This is a genomic window from Bacillus sp. 491mf, assembly GCF_900112415.1.
Lineage (GTDB): Bacteria > Bacillota > Bacilli > Bacillales > Bacillaceae_G > Bacillus_A.
On sequence record NZ_FOLV01000041.1, the window covers coordinates 15,853 to 34,449 of the forward strand.

An 18,597-nucleotide genomic window follows, 5' to 3' on the forward strand; every position below is an offset into this window, starting at 1 on the left:
TCCTCCAAATAAGTTACTACCGTTATAGTAACTTATTTACTGATAAGAGTCAAAAGATAAATTAATATAAAATACATTCCTTTATATGGATACGAACCTTTTGTTTTAAAGCATCATATTGCATCTCATTTGTATCTGCAAATGCTTCTTTTCTATTAGAAGGCATGTCAGTATATGCTATCTCGTCCAAAAATTGCGATGCAGTAAAATCATATCTTTTACCGTTGATGAAATTGTAAAAGTGCCATCCTTCCGAAACCTTTGTCTTCATAATTTCGCCCTCAAACAAATCATGAACTACTAAGGCTGTTACACCGCATTGCCCTTTCGCCGGATTATCTAGTGCCCATTTTGAACTTGTCTCTTTTGACCAAGATCGAAACAAAACCTCGCTCATCTTTTCTATGTCCTTATACACCATACTTAGCATCCCCTAACTGAATTCAAAATATCAAATTAAAATTAATTTACACATCATACCGTAAAAGCGGCAGCATACGATTTTTAAAAACAGTAGAGGGTGTTTCACCTATTAATTCCGCTCCCATTTTCACATAATACCCTTTCGCATTTGGATCACTATCAATCGTAAAGCTCTTTATATTTAATTCACCCGCTTTTTGGACAACGCTTTCCCAAAGAATTCTGCCATAGCCTTTTCCTTTATAAATTGGGTGTAGATATAGAAAATCAAGACTGTCAACTTCTCTTCTCTGAAAAGAAAAAAAGCCAATCATATCTTGGTTTTCTTCTAAAATGTAAACATAATTATTCTTAATATATTGTTCTGTAATTGTTAAGTCTTCCTTACATGCTAATATAAATTCTTCACTATAATTCCAAGTTGCTTTTGAGGACAATGCGACGTTACTTAATTCGTTTGCTTCTTGTAAAAACGCTTCCCTAACAATCATGTAGTTCTCTCCTTTTGTATATCATAGATACCGAGAATAAAATTCTTTTATTTCTGAATATTATTCGCAACATTATCTCCTATCCTCGAAAAAAAGAACCCGGAAATCCCTCCAAGCTCTTCAGCAATTTAACTGTGTTCTTCTTTAACTAATCAACGAACAAAGGATAAACATTTAGCGATATGAATAACCTCTTTAATAACAGAATCAACTTCTTCGTTGTCTTTAATGACAAATAAATGATCTGCTTCACCTTCTACTGGATCTATTACATCTTCTTTTAGGGATTCAGCCTGTTGTCGAACAAGCACTTCCTCAAAATTAGAATACGCACCTCTAAATATATTGGTACTTCGCTCACTTTGAGTAACTCGTTTTTGAAGAACATCATCTGGAATATCAAAATGAACCAAGATACGGACAAATTCAGCTTTATTAAACAACTCTTCAAATAAATATAATCGCCCATTTCGACTTCGATTTGAGTTGCAAATAATAAGATGTAAATCTGTATGTTCTTTTGCATAATCGACAATGAATTTTGAAAGGCCATGCTTAAGAGTATTCGGTCCTTCTGTTGGTTGTAACTTCTCATAATTAGTATTTATAAATTCAGCGTGGTTATCTTGGTCCATAACAAAAGAGTTATTTAACCCTTTTTCTAGAGCTCTTGCAAATGTAGTTTTCCCACTATGCGTTTTACCTACTGTAATAATTACTAACCTTTTCATAACTTCAACCTCCATCGTGAAACAAACGGCTCATGCTACTCATAATTGTTGAATCTTCATTTGTTACAAATCACTACTGTCCATGCTCGTCTAACCAAGAAATCACATCTTGGAACACTTCCTGTCTGTTTACCTCATGGAGCATTTCATGCCTTCCGTTCTTATATAAACGGATGGTAACATCTTTAACACCGCATTTTTTATACATGTCGTACACTTCTTGTACACCTTTTCCCATGTTTCCGACTGGATCACGGTCTCCCGAAAAAATATAGATAGGTAAATCTTTTGGTGTTTTCTTATATGCTTCAAGCTTGTTCACAGTCAGCACACCGTTAAATAATTCACGGTAAAAACTCGTTGTACAAATAAATCCACATAATGAGTCCTCTATGTATCTATCAACTTGATTCGTATCAGAAGACAACCAATCAAACTTCGTACGGTTTGGCTTAAAATGCGAATTAAAATTACCAAATGATAAAAAGTTCAACATCGGGCTTTTCGTTTTTACACCCCGCAGTTTCATTTCCACTGTTGCTACTTTATGGCCAATAGCTCCTAAAAGCCCTGGATTCCCTCCCGTTCCGGAAATAAGAAATCCATTATATAATTCACCGCGAATCTGTACGGCACATCTTGATAGGAAAGAACCCATACTATGTCCTAATAAGAAAAGTGGACAGGTATGTTTCTTACGAATAAGCTCTGAAACAAAAATCACATCAGAAACAGCTTGATCCCAGCCCACATTCGGCTCAAAATGGCCGTAATCTTCTTCCTGCTTCACTGTTTTTCCATGTCCTCGATGATCATAAGCATATACCCCATATCCAGCCTCCAATAATGCTTCAATACATTCTATATACGCACCAGTATGTTCCGCCATTCCATGTGCAATTTGAACTATCCCACGAGGTTCACTTTCTGGTAACCATTGACGTAAATAAATTTCCGTTCCATCCGACGTCATAACGAAGTTTTCTTGTCTATTCATTTTGAACGACCTCCAAATCTATTATCTATTTCTCAACAATACGAATCTACATCCATTCAAAATGAATCATCTTTCATTTTTCTTACTATAAATTATATGTAAAAGCTTTCCTTATTACAAATAATGATTTTTAAATTTCTGTCAATTCATTCTTGACGAAATATAAATAATTATATATAGTAACTTACATAAAGTAATTATATTATTGGAGGTAATCAACATGATGCCATCTCTTTTTTTAGCGCATGGGTCACCTATGCTAGCCATTCAAGATACAGAATATACAAGTTTTTTACGAACACTTGGTGAAACTTACAAACCAAAAGCAATTGTCATCTTTACAGCTCATTGGGAAAGTGAAGTTTTAACTATTTCTTCTTCAAATAATGAATATGAAACAATTTATGATTTTGGCGGTTTTCCTCCTGAACTATATGAAATAAAATACGCAGCAAAAGGTTCGGCAACTATTGCTGCTATGTTAGAAGAGAAATTCAAAAAGCAAGGGATAGCAGTTCAACAAGATACAGCGCGCGGATTAGATCATGGTTCCTGGACACTCCTGCATCGTATGTACCCAAAAGCTGATATACCTGTTGTTCAAATCTCAGTGAACCCCTTCCTTCCCGCAAGAGAACAATATGAAATTGGAAAAACCCTTCAAGGACTTGGGAAAGAAAATATTTTAGTCATCGGCAGCGGTGTTACCGTGCACAATTTGCGAATGTTAAAGTGGGACCAAACTACACCTGAACCATGGGCTGTTGAATTTGATGAATGGCTGATTGATCAAATCCAACGCAACAACATAGAAGCCCTATTCAACTGGGAAGCAGAAGCTCCGCATGCACGTTTAGCTGTGCCAAGAGCAGAACATTTTGTTCCTCTATTTATTGCAATGGGGAGTGGTAATGCTAAGGCTAAAGTGATTCATCGGAGCTATGAATTTGGAACTTTAAGTTATCTTTGTTTACAATTTTAATTACTATTTATAAAAGTTTGATCATTTTTACTCAACAAAAACTCCCCGATAGTTGATTTTGAATATAGTTCACTATCTAAAGTGAAAATAGGATGTTTTAAAAGCATGTATACAGTAGCATTGGATACTTCACCTGCTGACAACAATTTTTACTATCCCATCGTTGTCAGCAGCACCATAATTCCATTAGTTAGACCATGAATGATGACTGGCGCCCAAATTGAATTGGTTCGTTCATACGCCCATGCAAAGACTATACCACTCAAGAAGTTTACAGGCATCGCGTTATAAGTTGGAATATGGATAATTGTAAAGATTACTGAGCTTAGAAAAATGGCCACTATCATTCCTAAGCGTGTACGTAGCCATCGATATAAAAAACCACGATAAAATATTTCCTCATATATTGGTGAAATGACCGCCGCAGAAATAAAAGCAATAAGAACTGTAAAGAAATTTACGTTTTGCTGCATAGCTTCAGTTTTGCTATTCTCATAAGTATTCCCAATAAAGCTAGTAAGTGCCATCACTATTACATCACCAACCATTAATATAATAGTTAGTAAGACAATAATTTTCCAATCCTTCATAGATAATGATCTGATTCCTACTTCACTCCAAGAAAGTTTCTTTGGACGAAGAACGATAAAATATACACCTAAAACTAAAACAATCGCTATTGTTAATCCTATTAAAGTTCCTGAATATAACTCATTATCAAACCACTGAGAATAAATGGGCTTTACTAAGAATTTTATGCATCCTATAACAAATACAAATTCAAGTAGCATCATTAATAGAAATTCTTTTAATCCCCAATGGTCTTGCTCCTTCCAATTCATGTCGCTTTTCTTCATTTACCATTCCTCTTTCTTTGTATTCTATATCCTAACTATAATAGATGACGTAACGTCATTTACAACCTTCATTTTCATGAGGAATTAAATAAATTGATGGATCAGGAAGACAGGTATCCAAGCGACATAATTTCACTCCCAGAGTAAAAAACACCCCTTTAGATAGGATTACCTAAAGGGATAAAGCATCGTGACTTTATTTCAATCCCACATCGAAAAGCCAAAGAAGTCCAGTAATTCACCACTGGACTTCTACTTTATTTCCTAACAGAAACTTCCTTATCAAACCGTACAAATTTACTCTGCACTTTCATTCCAGCTGTTTCGTATACGCGTGGTGCACCTGTAATATTCTCAGAGTCTACATTTAGATGAACCTTAGAAATCCCTTCTTGTTGCAATTGACCAAATGCATGATGTAATAGCGCTAATCCCAATCCTTGTTTACGCCTTGAACGACATACACCTAAGTGAGTAATTTCAGCTTTATTATCAGTACTCTTTTTACTAAAGATAAAACCAACTACTTCATCTCCATGCATCGCTAGTGACCATAATGTAGGATGGAATCCCTCTCTTTCGGTACGTTTCAAAAACTCTTCAAGTGAAGAAGGATGCGAATTCCAGTGGTCTGCAAAGGCTTCATTAAAAGCTTGATGTAACCCTCCATCATCCACACCTGGTATGTAATGTCGTACAGTAATCTCTTTTGGCCATAGTGGAGATGGAACATTTGATTTTAATTCAATCCCCATCTCCCACCAAATACGAGTTGGAGTAAAACCAGCTTCTGCTAATACTTCTTCCTCATAGTTATTATTTGCTTGTGTTACAATCGTACCGTCCAAGCGAGAAGAATACTCTACGAGCTCCGTAGCTCGCTCTTCAAGCATTGACAATAATGAATATTCAATACCTTGCTGTATGTAATCAGGATTTATTAATACAGCAGAAGGAAATTGTGCTTCATTTCCGGTAAGAATCCCGTATCCGATTATATTTTCTTCTTCATTTATAACAACAGAAGAGCTCTTACTCACATCAATATCTTTCCATGAGTTGATAATATCCTCTTCTGTTGTATCAATTTCACCATAAATAGCTTGATCGTAAATCGTGCATAGATTTACAATTTGTTGTAAATCTTCTTGTGTCGTTGCTCTAATGAATAGGCCATTCACTAAGTTTCCCATAACTTCTATCCCCCTTTCCAAAAAACAAAAAAGTCCGAATATTAATATTATAAAACAAGATACTATTGTTCTTAAAGAGAAATTTCAATTTTGTTACTTTCATTCAAATTCATTTTCATATAAAGTTATAAGTAGAAATGAGACTTCTCGAGTTAACTTCATATAAAAATCCTTAAAGTGTTATATTTGAATATTTTTTTAAAACAAACAACTCTACACACTATTTTTATAAGGAAAGGACTACATATGAAAATTCGTAAAAGAACATTACTAAAACGGACTATAGTATTAGCTGTACTCTTTACCCCGATAATCTTATTGATTAACTATGCGCTAAGTTCAGACACGAAAAATGATCAAAATACAGGGGTAAAAAATAAACAAACAGAAAAAGCTAAAGGAAAAGAACAAACAAAAAAACCGAAAGAAGATCCTGAGATTACTCTTACATTCTCGGGTGATACAATGTTTGATTGGCAATTACGCCCTGTTATTCAAAGTAAAGGTGCTGATTATCCATTTCAGCATGTAAAACCGGAAATAGAAAAAGCGGACTACTCATTTGTAAATTTAGAATCTGCGTTTACAACTCGCGAGAAAAAATATCCTGGCCAACTGTTTTGGATTAAAAGCGATCCTTCTACGTTAAAAGCGATTAAAAATACAGGCTATGATATTGTTAATATCGGAAATAATCATACACTCGATTATTATCAAGACGGCTTATTGGATACAATTTCGCATGTTGAAAAAATGGGATTTCCGTATATCGGCGCAGGAAAAAATGCAAAAGATGCATATACAGCAAGAGAAGTTACAATTAAGGGGAAAAAGTTTAAATTCCTCTCTTTCGTTCGTTTTATGCCTGATGCTGCATGGATAGCTACAGATAACAAACCAGGAATTGCAAATGGCTATGATTTAAACTTAGTCACCAAAACAATTAAAGAGCAAAAGAAAGATGCCGATTATATGATCGTGTATATGCATTGGGGAGTCGAAAAAACAAATCGTCCTGCTGCTTATCAAAAAGAATATGTACAAAAAATAGTAGAAGCAGGTGCAAATGCAATTGTTGGAAGTCATCCTCACTGGTTACAAGGCTTTGAATATTACAACAAAGTTCCTGTTGCATACTCACTTGGAAACTTCCTCTTCCCTGATTATGTAAAAGGACATAGCGCAGAAACTGGAGTTCTAACAATGAAATTTAAAGGAAACGACGTCCGCATGTCATTTAATCCATATATGATTCGTAATAACCAAATTACGCCGCTTCAAGGTACAGAAAAACAAAATATGTTGCAATATTTACAATCTATTTCAAACGATGTACAAATTAATCAAAATGGAGAGATTATGAATAAACGCTCACAATAATTATTTTACTATTCTTCCTAACTTTTCTCTTGCGGTGATTTAAAACATATATGATACTATATAAAACATATCAATTTAAGGGGATTACATACAATGGAAGAAAAACAATATGAACTTGCAACTTTTGCTGGCGGTTGCTTTTGGTGTATGGTAAAACCATTTGATGAACTGCCTGGCATACACAAAGTCCTTTCAGGTTATGCAGGAGGACATGTTGAAAATCCAACATATGAAGATGTCAAATCAGGGGAATCTAGACATTTAGAAGTCGTTCAAATTACATTTGATCCTACTTTATTCCCTTTTCAAAAGTTATTAGATTTATATTGGCCACAAATCGACCCAACAGATGACGGTGGACAATTTTTCGACCGCGGTCCATCTTACCGTACAGCAATTTTTTATCATAATGAAGGACAAAAAGAACTTGCTGAAAAATCGAAGTTAGCATTAGCAGAAAGCGGTATGTTTAATGACCCAATTGTAACAGAAATCCGCCCAGCTGCTCCCTTTTACGAAGCAGAAGAATATCATCAACATTTTTATAAAAAGAATCCAGAGAAATATGCCAAGGAACAAAAAGAATCTGGCCGCGAAGACTTTATTAAAGCAAACTGGCAAAAGAAATAATATAAAAGAAAAAGGACGCAAATAGCAGTGTCCTTTTTCTTTTTCCTATTCATATCTATTACTTATTTTCTCAATCTCTCAATAAAATCATCTAATTTGTCAAGTGAAGTCATATTCCTATTACATACTATACTATCTTTGCAAATATAGTTTCCCTTCTTAACAAAAGTACCTGGTACATCACCTTTTATTTCAACAAGAAACATTCCCACTTCTTCATGTTTGTGACATAATGTACAAATCCCTTTTTTATTTATACTTTGAAATGTACCTTGCACACCTACAAGTTTATTATCTTTACGAGCTATTATGAACTTTCTGTTTGTCCCTTTATCAATCCAACTTAGATAAGATGTCTCTTTCATATTAATTTCTTCCATATTGGGCAGTTTAAGCTTTTTAGCCTTAGGAAATAATTTTTTTAATGTTTGCTCGGACACTTCTTGAAACGGTATGACATATGGCGATAACTTGCACAAAAATAATTCTGCATCCTCTCTATTTTCAATCGTCAAAATCATATCCATTAATTCTTTTTGTTCATCTGTCAGATCCTCAAATAGATGTAGTACTTTTTCTATCGCCAAGGATTTCAGTGCAGCAATAACTCCCTTATCATTCGCAGTTGCATGTCCATTCGCTAGAATATGAGCTTGTGATTTTATGAAGTTGTATTGATCATTTCTAATAAAGGTATTCATTCCTATCACTCCATACAAAATTGTTTATCTATTTTTATTTTAAACAATAAATTCACTTTATAAAATGCAGAAAACCATTTAGAAACAAACTTTACATAAAAAGCACTGCGTATTTATATAAAATACTCAGTGCCAATGATTTATTTTTATTTATTTCGAGTACACTATTTTTTTTATAGTTTCAATGGAGAGAAAATATTCTTCTGCTAGTTGATGAATTACTGTTCCGTTTTGAAAAGCATGTTTAATTGCTTTATTTCGTTCATCAAGTTGCTTTCTTCCTCCAGAGCGTGTGCCCCACTTATGATAAGCATTTTCTTGTTTTGGAATATAAATCGTTTCTCCTTGCACATACTTTTGAATTTCTATAATCAACTGTTCAGGTAAAACAGTCGCTGCTTTTACATATTTCATTTCCGCTCGCCCCTTATTTTTTATGTTTCATCTAAATAAGGTGCAAAGCCAAATATAAGAGAAATGATACAAGTCCATTCAGGCGATTGTATGTTACATCTCTACCTCACGCAAAGTATCGCCGTTTCCATATTTGGCTTTGCATGAGACGATGCAGTATCTAGCAATTTCATTATAATCGCCATATCATCACCTCCCAAATATTTCTTATGAATCAACATTATTATATGATAAATTTTTCCTAATTGCATCTTTGTATCTTTTAATAATTGTATTATTAAGAAGTGTACTTATCTTTACAACCCCCTACTAAAATTTCGCAAACAAACACACTTTGTAAAAATTCTGTAATAATAAATTTAGTATTTTACTTTATAAAATACTAAGACAAGTTTATAGTAGAAAAAGATGATTCTTAAGCAACCAGAGTAGGAGGAAGTATTTTGTCTACTTCAAAAGTATTAAAAGGCACTGCACTGCTAAGCGGTGCGACAATGATTTCACGTATTTTAGGTTTTATTTATTTCTTCCCATTTCAAGCTTTAGTTGGAAGTCAAGGAGTTGCTTTATATTCTTATGCATACTCCTGGTATGGGATTTTACTAAGCTTTTCAACGGCAGGTATTCCTATCGCCGTTTCCAAATTTGTTGCCAAATATAACGCTTTAGGAGATTACAGTACAAGTAAAAAGCTATACAACTCAAGCTTAAAAGTAATGATGGTTATGGGATTCCTTGGTTTCCTAATTTTATTTTTCGGCGCACCATACGTATCAGAATTAATTATCCGCTCTAAAACACCTGAGCCTGGATTCGTCGAAGATGTAACATTAACAATGCGCGCACTAAGTTTTGCTCTTATTATCGTGCCTGCAATGAGTGTTACCCGCGGTTATTTCCAAGGTTTCCAATATATGAAACCAAGTGCTGTTTCACAAGTTGTGGAACAAATTGCTCGTGTTGTTTTTATTTTAGTTGGAAGCTTTATCGTTTCTAAACTATTAGGCGGATCTGTAGCATCTTCTGTAGCAGTTGCAACATTTGGCGCTGTTATTGGTGCAATTGCCAGTGTTTCCATGCTCGTTATGTATTGGAGAAAATACAATGGACTTCGTGCGCCAGAAGGAGAACGAAAAACACGCTCTTCCTCGCTTTCCTTAACAAAGATTTATATGGAACTACTTCGGTATGCGATTCCAATTGTCTTTGTAGGTATTGCCATTCCGCTTTATACATTAGTGGATCAATATACTGTTGCTGATGCACTGCAAGCAATAGGTACACCACTTGATAAAGCAAACGCTGTGTTCGCTTACATTACGAACTATGCTCAAAAGTTGATTATGATACCGGCATCACTAGCAACAGGCTTTTCGCTTACAATCATCCCGGCGATTACACAATCATTTACGGGTGGTAAATTAGATGAGCTGCAAAACCAAATTGAAAAGATTTTCACAGTCTTATTATTTTTTACAATTCCAGCATCATTTGGACTTGCGAGCATCGCATACGATGCATTTCGCATGGTATATTTTGATCACCATACAGCATTAGATGGGTCACAATATTTAATCTCATACGCACCATCCGCTGTAATGAGTGCGATCTTCACCGTATCAGCTGCTATTTTACAAGGTATTGATTATCAGCGTAAAACAATGATTGCTTTTACAGCTGGTATTCTTGTAAAAGTCGTTGTCAACACGCCACTTTTATACGTACTAGGTGGACACGGCGCTGTATTAGGAACTATACTTGGTTACCTCGTTTCTGATGTAATTATGTTATACTGCATTGTGAAATATACAAAGTTTAACATCGTAAAAACTGGTAAAACGATATTGCTTATTACCATTTACTCAGCTGCGATGTCTGCTGTAGTAGTTGGCTCAAAAACGTTATTAAAATGGTTAATTCCTGGCCAATCATATATGGAGTCATTAGTAATTGTGGTCGTATGCGGTGCTCTTGGCGGAATTGTTTACTTCGCTTTTGTATTCACAAGCGGTCTTGCTTCTGACATTCTTGGCGATCGTATCAATCGACTTCCGCTATTGAAGAAATTAAAACGATAAATATTAAAGAGGTGTAACTTGAAATATAAGTTACACCTCTTTGTATGAATTTGAAATAAATCTTTTCATATTTACATCTTTTTACGGTCATTTGGCAATAACCATGATGATAACCCAATTAATGGTAACATACTGCATAGTATCATAATAAAGTTAAGGCTATATATATCTGCCAATTTTCCAAGTATAACTGCTCCTAACGCCCCAAGCCCAAATGCAAGTCCGACAATTAATCCAGATACCATTCCAACCTTTCCTGGAACAAGTTCCTGTGCATACACAACAATCACACTGAAGCTACTAGAACTAATAAATCCAATGCAAAGAAACAATGGAACAACCCATACGAGCGAAACGTGCGGCAATAATAGTGCTAAAGGTGCCGAACCAAGCATGGAGAAAACAATAATATTTCTCTTTCCAAACCGATCTGCTAACGGCCCGCCAAAAAATGTGCCCAGTACGCCAGCAATCATAAAAGCAAATACGTAAAACTGGGCATTTTTAATAGATAATCCATAATGCTCGATTAAATAAAACTGATAAAAGTTCCCAATCCCTGCTCCGTACCATGAGCGAACAAACGTTAAAAATACAAGTAATACAATAACAAACTTAATTCGGCTGCTTATTACTAAACTGTCAGCTTCTAGCGCAGCACGTTTCTTCCTTCTGACAGCCCCGCTTGCTAACTCGCCTTTATACCAAGTAGAAACAAAGTATAGTAAGATAATTCCAACCATTGCAAAACCCGTAAACCATACTGCTCCAATTTGTCCAAGCGGAACAAATACAAGTGCCGTAAAAATTGGCGCAAGCGAATTCCCTGTATTTCCCCCTACTTGATAAATGGATTGCGCTAAACCACGCTTTGCCCCTGCTGCCATATAAGCAACACGTGCGCCTTCTGGATGAAAAACTGCAGATCCAAGTCCAATAAATAAAACAGATAAAATAACAATAAAAAAGTTCGGTGCAAACGCAAGTCCAATCATCCCAAGCATGCTTGAAAACATTCCTAGTGGCAGCAAATATGGGGAAGGCTTCTTATCTGAATACATCCCAAACACCGGCTGCATAATGGATGATGTCATATTGAGAGCAAAAGCAATCCAGCCCACCTGCATATAGGATAAATTCATCGTTTTTTCTAAAATGGGAAACAGTGCCGGTACAACTGCCTGCATCGAATCATTAAGAAAGTGCCCTAAACTAATCGCAAATAAAATACGATAAATCGTCGGTGTATTCACCGCATTTGGCTTTGTTGCTGTCTGCATGTTACACTCTCCTTTCCTCTTGTGCTGAAAACAATCTTTGCATATGTTTCACACACTTTTATTTTTCTGATTTTTTAAACAAAACCTATTCTATACCTCTTCTTCCTTTTTTTCCACTTCTCTGCTTACTACCTTCCGAAACGAACATAATCCCTAAAAAATATTAAAAATTAATTTTCACTAAAATTCAGAAAAAACATTTACCACATACATCCATTCGTGTATCATAATAAAAAATAACTGCATGCTTTTTTTCGACATATAAGTTTCTGCCATGCAAAATACACCATGACCGTTACCTTTTAAAGCCAGATCCTCTCCTAAAAAGAATGGGGTTTTATGTCGTTTTTTAACTTTTATAAATAAGGAGAATTACTCATGAATCCACTACTATTAAATTTCCCTTCAGAGTTCTACACGGACAGACTTCTCATAAGAATGCCAAGACCTAGAGATGGAAAAGAAGTATATAACGCAATCAATGAATCTATTGAAGAATTAAAACCTTGGATGCCTTTTGCACAAAAAGAACAAACAGAACAAGAAGTAGAAGCAAATATTAGAGATTCTCACGTAAAGTTTTTGGCGCGTGAAGATTTACGATTGCTCATTTTCCTTAAAGACACAGGTGAGTTTGTTGCCTCTTCGGGATTACATCGCATTAACTGGGATATTCCTAAATTTGAAATTGGTTATTGGATTCACTCTCGGTTTAGCGGGAAAGGATACATGACAGAAGCTGTTAGAGGAATTATAGATTTTGCTTTTCATGAATTACAAGCAAATCGAATAGAGATTCGCTGTGACTCAAGAAATGTCAAAAGCCGCGCCCTACCTGAAAGATTAGGTTTTAAATTGGAAGGTATTTTAGGGAATAATAGTGTATCTGTAGATGGAACTGAATTAAGAGATACATGCATATATGGGATAACGGCATGTGGAAAATTACGCTCACAAATAGTCAAGAGTTAATCTTGGAAACATTACACCTGGGCAATATTCCAGAAATATAGAAAAAGAAGTACAACGTTATATAGCCAGCAGCAAAAATTCAGTGTGTTCCTTTGAAGGGAGGTGATTGGTCTTCTTTTCCTATTAAACTGGGAGAAGACGATATGCAAAACCAAGCTGCCAAAGCAGTAGTCCTGCTATTCGGGAGGAGATACCAAAAGTAAAGTCGAATTCAAATTTCTTAACTAATTTAATGTATTTTCAAGCTTAACAGCGGCGCATGAAACGATATCATTCTTCTATTCCGGGATGAACCGATTAGTTTGCTGACAAGCCCTAAGGTAAATTTATGTAACTCTTAAAATCAACTTCTATGGTTCACATAAACTTTTTCAAACAAAACCCTTTTTGAGAAGGAAAGAAACATTTGTCTGTCTTATCCAAAAAAGGATCGCGTTCACTTTAAAACTTTTGAGGTAAACATAAAATTCACATTCAGGAGGTTTTATAAATGTCAAAAATCACCTTTCTAGGTGCTGGAAGTACGATTTTTGCCAAAAATGTACTTGGTGACTGCATGTTAGTACCTAGTATCCAAGGGTTCGAGTTTGCACTGTTTGATATTGACCATCAACGCTTAAAGGATTCTGAGAACATACTGCAAAATCTAAAGGAAAGCTCCGGGAGTAACGTGCAAATCAAGACTTATACGAACCGGAAAGAGGCGTTAAGCGGAGCAAAATACGTCATTAATGCCATACAGGTCGGCGGCTATGACCCTTGTACGGTGACCGACTTCGAAATTCCGAAAAAGTATGGGCTTCGCCAGACGATTGGAGACACAATCGGAATTGGCGGCATTTTCCGAGCATTACGAACTATTCCAGTGATGCTTGATTTTGCCAAAGATATCCGTGAAGTTTGTCCGGATGCTTTGTTTTTAAACTATACAAACCCGATGGCGACGTTAACAGCGGCTATGACTCGTTACGGCGGCGTAAAAACGATAGGATTGTGCCACAGCGTCCAGGTTTGTGTTCCGTACTTATTTCGTTTGCTTGGAATGGATAAAGAAAATGTCCAGTGGAAAATTGCCGGAATCAATCATATGGCATGGCTTTTAGAAGTGACAAGAGATGGAAAAGACTTGTACCCAGAAATCAAGAGACTTGCGGCTGAAAAGCAAAAAGAAAAACATAATGATATGGTTCGTTTGGAATTGATGAACCGTTTCGGCTATTACGTAACGGAATCGTCCGAGCATAACGCCGAATATCATCCATACTTCATCAAAAAGAATTATCCGGAACTCATCGATAAGTTGAACATTCCGCTTGATGAATACCCGCGCCGCTGTATCACTCAAATTGAAGACTGGGTAAAAATGCGTGAAGACCTTGTTAACAACAAAAACCTAACGCATAAACGTTCACTTGAATACGCTTCTTATATCATTGATGCAATGGAAACCGATAACCCATTTAGAGTCCACGGAAATGTAATGAATACAGGCGGCTTAATCAGTAACCTTCCGGAAAAAGCCGTGGTTGAAGTTCCGTGCCTAGTTGATCGGAGCGGAATTACACCTTGTTATGTAGGAGAACTTCCTGAGCAGCTGGCGGCGCTGAACCGTACCAACATCAATACCCAGCTTCTTACTATTGAAGCAGCTATAACAGGTAAAAAAGAACACATTTACCAGGCCGCAATGCTTGATCCACATACTGCGGCAGAACTGTCTATCGATGATATCGTCGCATTATGCGATGACCTTATTGAAGCACATGGTGACTGGCTGCCTCAATTTAAAGGAACAGCTGTTTTGGAGACAATCTAAATAACGTGAATGAATGCGGCAAAGTAGACTAAGTTCTAGACGGTTTATTCTGTAAGTGTTTCAAACGGTAAAAAATATTAAATTTTAATTTTCGGAAAAATTAAAATTTAATATTATCTACAATGATGATTTTCATTGAACCTGATCTTTAATACTCAAACTGGGTATACTTTACTCCATAAAAAAAAGAGCTACTATCCGGTAGCTCTTCTTTTCTTATTTCAAGTGCACTCTTTAGCCAATTACATACCTTTTATGCTTTTCAAAATCACTCATTTTACATTCCACAGTAATCTTTGTACCTTCATTTTCATAATCCGTCGCTAAAACGTTCGCATGCTCATTAAAATAAGAAATTAGCTGTCCTTGATCATAAGGAATTAACATTTCACACTTTGTATAATCTTTATAAATTTGCGTGCGAATCATTTGCACAAGTTCATCGATACCTACTTTTTGTTTCGCAGATAAATACACCCGATCATCTTGTACTTTCGGAATTTCAATATCTACAACATCCGCTTTATTATAAGCATAAATTGTCTGGATATTTTCCACACCAATTTGTTTTAACGTTTGATTTGTAATCTCGATAAGATGTTCATAGTTCGGATTTGCATAATCAACGACATGAACTAATAAATCAGCCTCCGCTACTTCTTCTAACGTCGAGCGGAACGCTTTCACAAGATGATGCGGCAATTTACTAACGAATCCAACGGTATCTGTTAATAAAAACGATTTATTATCTGCCAATTGAATATTTCGCACAGCTGTTTCAAGTGTCGCAAACAACATATCTTTTTCAAATACTTGCTTCTCCGCAGAACCGTTAAATATTTCAAGCATCGCATTCATCGTTGTTGATTTACCGGCATTTGTATACCCTACTAACGCAACAACTGGTACTTCATTTTTCTTACGTTGTTTACGCTGCGTTTGACGCTGTGCAACGAGTGCTTCTAACTCTTTATTTAACGCAGCAATTTGCTCTTCAATCTTACGGCGATCAAGCTCTAATTTCTTTTCCCCTACCCCTTTGTTCTTCGTACCAACACCGCCGCTTTGTCTTCCTAACGATTCACGAAGTCCAATTAAACGAGGCATCATATATTGCAAATGTGCTACCTCAACTTGTAATTGCGCTTCTTTCGTTTTAGCACGCTGCGCAAAAATATCTAAAATTAATATCGTACGATCAATTACTTTACAATCTATATCTGCTTCTAAATTTCGAATTTGTGAAGGTGATAACTCATCATTGAAAATGACCAAATTCGCATCTGCTTCTTTCACGAACGCTGACACTTCTTCAATCTTACCCGTTCCAATATAATGAGATGGGTTTACACGATGTAAATTTTGGGTCACTTTCCCTATCACTTCTACATCGCACGCTTCTGCTAAGTTCGCTAACTCCTCCATCGAATATTCGAAATCACTTTCACTATTTAAATTCACTCCGACTAATATTGCCTTTTGTACTAATTGTTCCATATATTTATTCCTCCATTTCGATTACGCGCAAACGAAAACACCTACCTGTGTTTTTCATAAACGGACGAAAACGCGACAAATAAACATAAAAGCATCACTTCTTGCTTGTTCAATGGTCGTCAAATCCAGCACCATACAACATAAAAATGTTCGTATACATGCATTGCATCATTCTGTTTTAAAGGCAAAACAAAAAGAGGGCGTATTCGTCCTCCCCTCTTTTTACATATAAGTTCAATAGGGTTCCTTTAAAAAGACAGACCAATCCCGTTTACTCTGTACACAGACAGAGCCTTTGAGCGCTATTCAATTATTGGCACAAAGTATTGAGACGTAATCTGATTAAGATCAAAGGAAACCCCTCCGTTCATTAAAAGTTACATAAATTTTAGCATAGTTATGGAGCTGACACAAGAATAAATTCCATTTACTAACATAAAGAAAATCGCTATTTTTCTATTTTATTCATCTTTTTTTGCGTATATTTCTTATTATCAATATCCATACACCTATAACGAGTAAAGCTTAAACCGAAATAACGATGATACTGTTTGTTTTACGATCATTTGGCATAGCATGTTCAACATTCACTTGTTTCGTTGGAGCTTGCCCCTTCGCAATATGACTTAAAACAGATACATCATTCCATACAAAGTTAATGAATTATATCTTATACTTGTTCTGTCTCCTCTTGCTTTTCTTCTTTCATTTCATGATAGTACGATGGCAGTTCTATACCATGTTCTAAGAAATAGTCCTCGATTAACGAAATGACCACTTTCAATGTTTTCACACGTGCATACAACTTATCATTGCCAGGTATAATATGCCACTTCGCATTTGGTTTATCTGTTTTCTCAAACATATCTTCCATGGCCTCGACATATTCGTCCCACTTTTCTCGATTGCGCCAATCTTCATCTGTAATTTTCCACTTCTTAAGAGGATTTTGCTCTCGATCTTTAAATCTTGCTAGCTGTTCATCTTTACTAATGTGATAAAAGAACTTCGCTACTATGTATCGATCATCTGTTAATAGTTTTTCAAAATCATTGATTTCATCATATGCCCTAGTCCACTCTTCCTTTGTAGCAAAGCCCTCTACACGTTCAACCAATACACGACCGTACCATGAGCGATCAAAAATAGTAATTTGCCCATATTGCGGGATTTTCCGCCAAAATCGTTGCATATAATGATAGCGTTGTTCATGTGGAGCAGGCGCACCAATTGGATTTACTTGCAGACCGCGCGGATCAAGATGCTCAGTAATTCGTTTAATTGCTCCGCCCTTTCCAGCAGCATCCCAGCCTTCCATAGCCATAATAAAAGCTATTTTTTCATTACGTAAAATCTGCTGCAACGCAAGTAAACGCATTTGATATTTTTCAAGCTTTTTATTATATATTTTTTTTGATTCCATTCTTTTCGTTAAATCTATTTTTGCAAGACGACCATTTTTCATAATAAATCCTCCTTTTCAAACAATTAACACTATTTTAACATAATTTTCAGTATTTTGCGTATATATATCCAATTTCAACACGCATTACCTATGAATTATTTATAGCATTTAGGAAGAACTTTATTATATAAAGCAAGGGTTTCCTTATGGCTTCAAATATTCCACCATCACTGTTATTTACCTTGTTACTAACATACAAAGGACTGTTCCACTTAAAGGAGGCCACTGAAAAACTTCCGTTTTTCATCTCATAAAACATATGTAAAACAAAAAAGGCGACCTTTCGTTCAGTTTTGAACGAAAGGTCGCCTTTCTCTCTATACTTTTGTTACTGTTTCCCTTTTAATAATGTCATAATTCGTTTTAAATTAACTGCGAATATGGCCATCGCCCCTTGCATTCGCATGCCAATAAGACCCGAGGAAGATGCCACATCATACCCATGTCTATGTTTGAGTTCACTATTTTTCGCTTCAATTTTATAGCGCTCTTTTGCTTTTTCTTTGAACAGCTCGCTTTCTTGAAAAGTTTTTTGTTTACTATGTTCTGTTGAGTGGATCGTGACTGAATACGTTTTTGATTTTGCGCCTTCTTTATAACAGCCTTCTTTAAAAGGGCATCGTTTACATTTTTCTATATCAAAGTAATAGGTATCTCTCTGACTTTTACCTGTATTTTTCTTTCCTTCTC

General features: G+C 35.7%; 18 protein-coding genes. 6 read left to right on the forward strand and 12 right to left on the reverse strand.

From position 1 onward, the window contains the following. Positions 1-61: 61 nt before the first annotated feature. The 4 genes from BM211_RS22035 to BM211_RS22050 all read right to left on the reverse strand — a co-directional run bounded on the left by BM211_RS22035 (position 62) and on the right by BM211_RS22050 (position 2,642). Positions 62-421, reverse strand: a complete 360-nt coding sequence (locus BM211_RS22035) for a YunG family protein (RefSeq protein WP_035434431.1) — start codon at positions 419-421, stop codon at positions 62-64. A 46-nt stretch (positions 422-467) separates the two neighbouring features. Then, positions 468-914: a GNAT family N-acetyltransferase gene (locus BM211_RS22040; protein WP_035434432.1), complete on the reverse strand. Its 447-nt coding sequence runs from the start codon at positions 912-914 to the stop codon at positions 468-470. 152 nt (positions 915-1,066) lie between these two features. Continuing rightward, positions 1,067-1,645 carry an AAA family ATPase gene (locus BM211_RS22045; RefSeq protein ID WP_035434433.1) on the reverse strand — a complete coding sequence of 193 codons (579 nt, stop codon included), beginning with the start codon at positions 1,643-1,645 and terminating at the stop codon, positions 1,067-1,069. A gap of 73 nt (positions 1,646-1,718) precedes the next feature. Beyond that, positions 1,719-2,642: an alpha/beta fold hydrolase gene (locus BM211_RS22050; protein ID WP_035434434.1), complete on the reverse strand. Its 924-nt coding sequence runs from the start codon at positions 2,640-2,642 to the stop codon at positions 1,719-1,721. 220 nt (positions 2,643-2,862) lie between these two features. Here BM211_RS22050 and BM211_RS22055 point away from each other — a divergent pair, with 220 nt between their 5' ends. Then, the gene (locus tag BM211_RS22055) at positions 2,863-3,624 is read left to right on the forward strand and encodes a DODA-type extradiol aromatic ring-opening family dioxygenase (RefSeq protein ID WP_035434435.1); all 762 of its coding nucleotides are present in this window, start codon (positions 2,863-2,865) and stop codon (positions 3,622-3,624) included. A 152-nt stretch (positions 3,625-3,776) separates the two neighbouring features. On the opposite strand, the gene BM211_RS22060 is transcribed toward BM211_RS22055, so the two are convergent. Beyond that, positions 3,777-4,481, reverse strand: coding sequence for a CPBP family intramembrane glutamic endopeptidase (locus BM211_RS22060; RefSeq protein ID WP_035434439.1), 705 nt, complete (start codon positions 4,479-4,481; stop codon positions 3,777-3,779). Between the two features lie 257 nt (positions 4,482-4,738). Further along, positions 4,739-5,662 carry a GNAT family N-acetyltransferase gene (locus BM211_RS22065; protein WP_141771689.1) on the reverse strand — a complete coding sequence of 308 codons (924 nt, stop codon included), beginning with the start codon at positions 5,660-5,662 and terminating at the stop codon, positions 4,739-4,741. Positions 5,663-5,920: 258 nt separating this feature from the next. On the opposite strand from BM211_RS22065, the gene BM211_RS22070 reads away from it, so the two are divergent. Beyond that, positions 5,921-7,054: a CapA family protein gene (locus BM211_RS22070; protein ID WP_035434442.1), complete on the forward strand. Its 1,134-nt coding sequence runs from the start codon at positions 5,921-5,923 to the stop codon at positions 7,052-7,054. 93 nt (positions 7,055-7,147) lie between these two features. After that, the gene (gene msrA, locus BM211_RS22075) at positions 7,148-7,684 is read left to right on the forward strand and encodes a peptide-methionine (S)-S-oxide reductase MsrA (protein ID WP_090999596.1); all 537 of its coding nucleotides are present in this window, start codon (positions 7,148-7,150) and stop codon (positions 7,682-7,684) included. Between the two features lie 62 nt (positions 7,685-7,746). On the opposite strand, the gene BM211_RS22080 is transcribed toward msrA, so the two are convergent. Both BM211_RS22080 and BM211_RS22085 read right to left on the reverse strand, forming a co-directional pair. After that, positions 7,747-8,385 (reverse strand): FusB/FusC family EF-G-binding protein, encoded by a 639-nt coding sequence (locus tag BM211_RS22080; RefSeq protein WP_035434444.1) that lies wholly within the window; start codon positions 8,383-8,385, stop codon positions 7,747-7,749. A 150-nt stretch (positions 8,386-8,535) separates the two neighbouring features. Continuing rightward, positions 8,536-8,799, reverse strand: a complete 264-nt coding sequence (locus BM211_RS22085) for a CD3324 family protein (RefSeq protein ID WP_035434445.1) — start codon at positions 8,797-8,799, stop codon at positions 8,536-8,538. A gap of 443 nt (positions 8,800-9,242) precedes the next feature. Here BM211_RS22085 and BM211_RS22090 point away from each other — a divergent pair, with 443 nt between their 5' ends. Further along, the gene (locus BM211_RS22090; RefSeq protein WP_090999597.1) at positions 9,243-10,877 is read left to right on the forward strand and encodes a putative polysaccharide biosynthesis protein; all 1,635 of its coding nucleotides are present in this window, start codon (positions 9,243-9,245) and stop codon (positions 10,875-10,877) included. Positions 10,878-10,948: 71 nt separating this feature from the next. On the opposite strand, the gene BM211_RS22095 is transcribed toward BM211_RS22090, so the two are convergent. Continuing rightward, positions 10,949-12,157 carry an MFS transporter gene (locus BM211_RS22095; RefSeq protein WP_035434449.1) on the reverse strand — a complete coding sequence of 403 codons (1,209 nt, stop codon included), beginning with the start codon at positions 12,155-12,157 and terminating at the stop codon, positions 10,949-10,951. Between the two features lie 378 nt (positions 12,158-12,535). On the opposite strand from BM211_RS22095, the gene BM211_RS22100 reads away from it, so the two are divergent. Continuing rightward, a complete protein-coding gene (locus BM211_RS22100) occupies positions 12,536-13,129 on the forward strand; it encodes a GNAT family N-acetyltransferase (protein ID WP_090999599.1) in 594 nt (197 codons plus the stop codon). A 490-nt stretch (positions 13,130-13,619) separates the two neighbouring features. Then, positions 13,620-14,945 carry an alpha-glucosidase/alpha-galactosidase gene (locus BM211_RS22105; protein ID WP_090999601.1) on the forward strand — a complete coding sequence of 442 codons (1,326 nt, stop codon included), beginning with the start codon at positions 13,620-13,622 and terminating at the stop codon, positions 14,943-14,945. Positions 14,946-15,179: 234 nt separating this feature from the next. Here BM211_RS22105 and hflX read toward each other — a convergent pair whose 3' ends face one another. From hflX to BM211_RS22120, 3 genes are all read right to left on the reverse strand, one after another. Then, positions 15,180-16,442, reverse strand: a complete 1,263-nt coding sequence (hflX, locus tag BM211_RS22110) for a GTPase HflX (protein WP_035434454.1) — start codon at positions 16,440-16,442, stop codon at positions 15,180-15,182. Between the two features lie 670 nt (positions 16,443-17,112). Beyond that, on the reverse strand, positions 17,113-17,907 hold the full coding sequence (locus BM211_RS22115; protein ID WP_035434456.1) for a polyphosphate kinase 2 family protein: 795 nt from the start codon (positions 17,905-17,907) through the stop codon (positions 17,113-17,115). 328 nt (positions 17,908-18,235) lie between these two features. After that, positions 18,236-18,597 (reverse strand): transposase (locus BM211_RS22120; RefSeq protein ID WP_177206877.1); only part of this gene is annotated, 362 nt, incomplete at its 5' end.

Coding starts and splice junctions, on each gene's coding strand:
- BM211_RS22040 (WP_035434432.1), bottom strand. CDS start 914: ATGATTGTTAGGGAAGCGTTTTTACAAGAAGCAAACGAATTAAGTAAC.
- BM211_RS22045 (WP_035434433.1), bottom strand. CDS start 1,645: ATGAAAAGGTTAGTAATTATTACAGTAGGTAAAACGCATAGTGGGAAA.
- hflX (WP_035434454.1), bottom strand. CDS start 16,442: ATGGAACAATTAGTACAAAAGGCAATATTAGTCGGAGTGAATTTAAAT.
- BM211_RS22080 (WP_035434444.1), bottom strand. CDS start 8,385: ATGAATACCTTTATTAGAAATGATCAATACAACTTCATAAAATCACAA.
- BM211_RS22095 (WP_035434449.1), bottom strand. CDS start 12,157: ATGCAGACAGCAACAAAGCCAAATGCGGTGAATACACCGACGATTTAT.
- BM211_RS22105 (WP_090999601.1), top strand. CDS start 13,620: ATGTCAAAAATCACCTTTCTAGGTGCTGGAAGTACGATTTTTGCCAAA.
- BM211_RS22070 (WP_035434442.1), top strand. CDS start 5,921: ATGAAAATTCGTAAAAGAACATTACTAAAACGGACTATAGTATTAGCT.
- BM211_RS22085 (WP_035434445.1), bottom strand. CDS start 8,799: ATGAAATATGTAAAAGCAGCGACTGTTTTACCTGAACAGTTGATTATA.
- msrA (WP_090999596.1), top strand. CDS start 7,148: ATGGAAGAAAAACAATATGAACTTGCAACTTTTGCTGGCGGTTGCTTT.
- BM211_RS22115 (WP_035434456.1), bottom strand. CDS start 17,907: ATGAAAAATGGTCGTCTTGCAAAAATAGATTTAACGAAAAGAATGGAA.
- BM211_RS22035 (WP_035434431.1), bottom strand. CDS start 421: ATGGTGTATAAGGACATAGAAAAGATGAGCGAGGTTTTGTTTCGATCT.
- BM211_RS22060 (WP_035434439.1), bottom strand. CDS start 4,481: ATGAAGAAAAGCGACATGAATTGGAAGGAGCAAGACCATTGGGGATTA.
- BM211_RS22055 (WP_035434435.1), top strand. CDS start 2,863: ATGATGCCATCTCTTTTTTTAGCGCATGGGTCACCTATGCTAGCCATT.
- BM211_RS22050 (WP_035434434.1), bottom strand. CDS start 2,642: ATGAATAGACAAGAAAACTTCGTTATGACGTCGGATGGAACGGAAATT.
- BM211_RS22100 (WP_090999599.1), top strand. CDS start 12,536: ATGAATCCACTACTATTAAATTTCCCTTCAGAGTTCTACACGGACAGA.